The sequence below is a fragment of the Paenibacillus sp. P4_A7 genome (assembly GCF_056402455.1).
Genome location: NZ_JBFUHJ010000479.1, coordinates 1 through 4,103 on the forward strand (window position 1 = coordinate 1; position 4,103 = coordinate 4,103).

Annotated in this window: 7 protein-coding genes; 2 read left to right on the forward strand and 5 right to left on the reverse strand. The window is 42.1% G+C overall.

Annotation, left to right across the window (positions count from 1 at the left end; translation table 11 throughout):
• Together AC1DWN_RS29180 and AC1DWN_RS29185 are read left to right on the forward strand one after the other, a co-directional pair.
• On the forward strand, positions 1-352 hold a 352-nt coding region (locus AC1DWN_RS29180), incomplete at its 5' end, for a DUF1385 domain-containing protein (protein ID WP_477562386.1).
• A gap of 26 nt (positions 353-378) precedes the next feature.
• The gene (locus AC1DWN_RS29185) at positions 379-696 is read left to right on the forward strand and encodes a tripartite tricarboxylate transporter TctB family protein (protein WP_477562387.1); all 318 of its coding nucleotides are present in this window, start codon (positions 379-381) and stop codon (positions 694-696) included.
• Positions 697-784: 88 nt separating this feature from the next.
• Here the strand turns inward: AC1DWN_RS29185 and mntR are convergent, their stop codons facing one another.
• From mntR to AC1DWN_RS29210, 5 genes are all read right to left on the reverse strand, one after another.
• The gene (mntR, locus tag AC1DWN_RS29190; protein ID WP_477562388.1) at positions 785-1,207 is read right to left on the reverse strand and encodes a transcriptional regulator MntR; all 423 of its coding nucleotides are present in this window, start codon (positions 1,205-1,207) and stop codon (positions 785-787) included.
• A 121-nt stretch (positions 1,208-1,328) separates the two neighbouring features.
• Positions 1,329-2,042 carry a cytochrome c biogenesis CcdA family protein gene (locus AC1DWN_RS29195; protein ID WP_477562389.1) on the reverse strand — a complete coding sequence of 238 codons (714 nt, stop codon included), beginning with the start codon at positions 2,040-2,042 and terminating at the stop codon, positions 1,329-1,331.
• A 21-nt stretch (positions 2,043-2,063) separates the two neighbouring features.
• Positions 2,064-2,873, reverse strand: a complete 810-nt coding sequence (locus tag AC1DWN_RS29200) for a metal ABC transporter permease (RefSeq protein WP_477562390.1) — start codon at positions 2,871-2,873, stop codon at positions 2,064-2,066.
• Positions 2,857-3,681, reverse strand: a complete 825-nt coding sequence (locus AC1DWN_RS29205; RefSeq protein WP_477562391.1) for a metal ABC transporter ATP-binding protein — start codon at positions 3,679-3,681, stop codon at positions 2,857-2,859. Before AC1DWN_RS29205 ends, AC1DWN_RS29200 begins: the two co-directional genes overlap by 17 nt.
• Before the next feature lie 60 nt (positions 3,682-3,741).
• The coding region (locus AC1DWN_RS29210) for a metal ABC transporter solute-binding protein, Zn/Mn family (RefSeq protein WP_477562392.1) at positions 3,742-4,103 on the reverse strand (362 nt) is incomplete at its 5' end.

The following is a 4,103-nucleotide window of genomic DNA, read 5'->3' on the forward strand; positions in this document are numbered from 1 at the left end:
CAAAAATGTACAGCAATACAGCAGACTTCACTACCGCTGTGGTTCCAGCTTTATTATTTTCACAGTTATTGTAGGGGTTATTATATACTCACTTCCTTTCTTTACTTGGGATACCATTTGGGAACGTATTTATATTCGGATTTTATTGTTACCGCTTGTTCTGGGTATTTCATATGAAGTGCTCCGCTGGACTAATGCGTTGCGCGATACTCCGGTCCTAAGCTATCTTGGCTACCCGGGGCTATGGCTTCAATTGCTTACAACAAAGGAACCACATGATGATCAAGTAGCTGTATCAATTGCGTCCTTTAACCGGATGCATGAACTAGATCAACAAATGTCTAAATCTTGACGAAAAAAGGAAAGGCGGAAACATTAATGAACAAAATGCCGCGCAGATGGAACGGCGTCACAATCGCGATCATGGCATTGACTTGTATTGGTCTTGTATATGTATTTATCTTAGACCCGATTGGTTTTCTAATTCCAATCCTTGTGCTGGGAGGGATTTTTCTCTTATACAAGTATCCGCCTTCCTTTCTTCGTGGTGCACGCTCGAATACAAGCCGAACGCAGGTTAAGCAAAGCCGTTCAACGGCTTCCAAAATCAATACAAAAAAACCGCGTTCGAAGACATCACCATTCCGCGTTATCGAAGGCGGCAAGGACGATGACGATCTTCCGAAATACCATTAATTCTTTCGTTTAATTGAGAACAACAAATAAAAGGTCTGCRGGCGATATCGCCCGCAGACCTTTTATTTGTTGTTCGATTCAAAATATATTAATCACTTTCCATATCCGCTCGCACTGCTCGAAGCTCGTCCAATCTTTGACCGTCACGCTTGAAGTACTCAACAAGCGTCTCAATACAAGTAATGGAATCCCAACTCAAGTGATGCTCGATTCCTTCAACATCGCGATAAATGTTATCATCTTGAACACCAATTGTAGTTAAAAAAGTTTCTAACAATTGGTGAMGATCAACAAGTCTTTTCCCCATTTTCTTGCCTTTATTTGTAAGGACAAGTCCGCGGTACTTTTCATAAATCAAATAGTTATCTTTATCCAGCTTCTGAATCATCTTCGTGACAGATGAAGGATGTACCTCAAGTCCTTCCGCTATATCCGAGACACGCGCATATCCTTTTTCATCAATGAGCTTATAAATTCTTTCCAAGTAGTCTTCCATGCTCGGAGTCGGCATTGAAGAACCCCCTAACCTTACTCTTCTTCACCCAGTTACCTCGGCGTTACTCTATGTATCATACACTTTTCATAACGGTCACTGCAACCAATTGTAAATAGATGAAGTTTTCACGCTTTTCTTAAAACTTCAGCCATTCAGGCGTAATGACATTCAACCAGATTGTAATTTTAACCATTTGATCGGTAAACAAAAGCAAACCCATCAAAATCATAATACCACCRCCAATTTTCATAACAGTAGAAGAATATTTCAATATCCATCTAGCTGTTCCTAAGAAAAAGGCTAGCACAAAAAATGGGATGGCGAAACCTAGCGCATATGCGGTTGTTAATTGGAACCATGTTCCAGGTGAGGTTGCTGCCAAACCCAATATCGCAGTTAAAGCTGGCCCTATACAGGGCGTCCAGCCAGCGGAAAAACCAATTCCGAAAATAAAAGAGCTAATATAGTTTGCTTTTTTGGGAATAAGATTCATCCGGCGTTCCTTCATAAGCAATTGCGGCTGAAATAACCCAATAAGAAACAGACCCATTAAGATGATCAAAATAGAAGAAAGCTGACGAATAAGTTCTCTGTATTCACTGAAGAACTCTGCAAATACATTTGTGCTGTAGCCAAGTGCATAATACACAGTACAAAATCCTAGTATAAAAAATAAGGTGTGCGACATGGTTCGCATGCGTATTTGTCTTGACGGTTGATTCTGCTTCAGATCTGTTACAGAAATACCCGTTATGTACGAAAGGTAAGACGGATATAACGGCAAGCAGCACGGAGAAATAAATGATGCAAAGCCTGCAGCAAACGCAAGCCAGATGTTAATATCGGTCAAACTAGTTCACCCCAAATCATATTAATTTCTTGTTCCCACCCCGCGACGAATGCCTAGTAATAAAAGTAGAAACGCAATAAGCAATAAAACGATTGTACCACCAGGCGCCAAATTCCAGATGCCCGCTATGACCAATCCTGCAACAACGGCTAGCTCTCCAATAATGATCACCGTAATAATACTTTGCCGGAAGCTGCGTGCCACAACCAAGCTGCATGCGGCTGGAATTGTAAGCAAGGCAGACACAAGCAAGGCACCTACGATTTTAATAGAAACGCTTATTACAAGTGCGGTAAGCACGCTAATCATAACATTATAAAATTTGACGGGCAAGCCGCTAACTGCTGCTGCATCCTCATCAAATGTAAGCAGGAATAGCTCCTTTATCTGTGAACGTATGGCTATTAGAACGACAATGGTAACACCACCAATGACATACAGATCCGTGTTGTTCAGCGTATAAATGCTTCCAAACAAATAGCTGTTCACATTTACATTAAAGCCTTTTCCCATCGTAAAAAGGATAGATGCCAGCGCGATGCCGCCAGACATTATAATCGCAGTCGAAAGTTCCGCATACGATTTATACGCCTTACGAAGCTTCTCGATTGCAAAAGATGCTGCTATCGCAAATATAAAACCTACCGCAATTGGATAAACGCCAATTAAAAAGCCAAGGGCAACACCCGCAATTGATACATGGGATAGTGTATCTCCTATCATAGACAGCCTTCGAAGGACAAGAAATAAGCCCATCAGCGGGGCAGTTACGCCAATTAGCAGCCCGCCGACAAGAGCTCGTTGAAAAAACTCGCTAGTTACGATCTCCAATCAAAACAACCTCTTTCCTGCTTTCCATTTGCTCCCTTAGCCCCTTTAAACTATGCGCTAAGTTGTTTTCCACGCAATCCTGCGTTTCATGAGAATGCTTAATGTGAAACTTTAATTTCCCGTTCTCCGCAGCAGGCTGCTGACCTAAATAGGAACGGATCATATCCAAATCATGAGAAACCATCAAAAAAGTAATGTTGTGATGCTGATGCATATGCTTAATCATATGGAAAAAGCTTTCCTGCGTCTCCGTATCAATCCCAACAGTTGGTTCATCCAATATAAGCAAGGATGGATTATTAATAAGTGCTCTAGCAAGAAACACGCGCTGCTGTTGTCCGCCTGAGAGCTGCCCAATCCGTTTATTGCTTATATCCTCAATCCCCATAGCGTGAAGCGCATCCTCGCATTTCGTGTAATCTGCCTGGGTTACTTTTTTAAATATTTTATTCCGTCCAAAGATCCCTGATAAGACAACCTCACGTACTGTAGCCGGAAATAGTGGATTAAAGGAGTTCTTTTGAGGGACATAACCAATTCGTTCCCACTCCTTAAACTTGCTAACTGGCTCACCAAACAATCGTATGGTTCCGCTGGTCGGCTTTAGCAATCCTACGATCATTCGAAGCAGCGTTGTTTTGCCCGCGCCATTTGTCCCGATTAACCCGATAAAGTCACGTTCCTTAACCGCAAAGCTAAGATCCGAAATAACGGTCTGCTGCTGATAAGAAAATGAGACATTCGCCAATGAAATTACCTCTTGGTGACAGCTTACATCGGCGCTTGGTATTTTATTTGGTTGTAGCATATTCTTTCTCCTCACAGCAGTACGGAGCTGAGAGCAGCTCCGTACTCGCGCCTTTTGTATCTATTGTAATGCTTGCAGCAGATTTTGCAAGTTTCGTTCCATAAGTGTAAGGTACGTTTCTCCTGCTTTTTCCTGATCCGGTGTCAATCCTTCAAGCGGATTGAGAACCATTGTGTCAACATCAGCTTCGCCAGCCAATGTCTTTGCTAGTTGATCCGAAACGAGCTCTTCAAAGAAGATATATTTTACATCATTCTGTTTAACAAACTTAGCAATTCTCATTAAGTCCTGACCACGTGGCTCTGCATCTGGGTTAAGGCCCATAATGGCAATCTGGTTTAATCCGTAGTCCCTAGCTAAATAACCGAAAGCATGGTGAGAAACAACAATGTCTTTGCGCTTAGTCTGAGCAAGCTTATTCG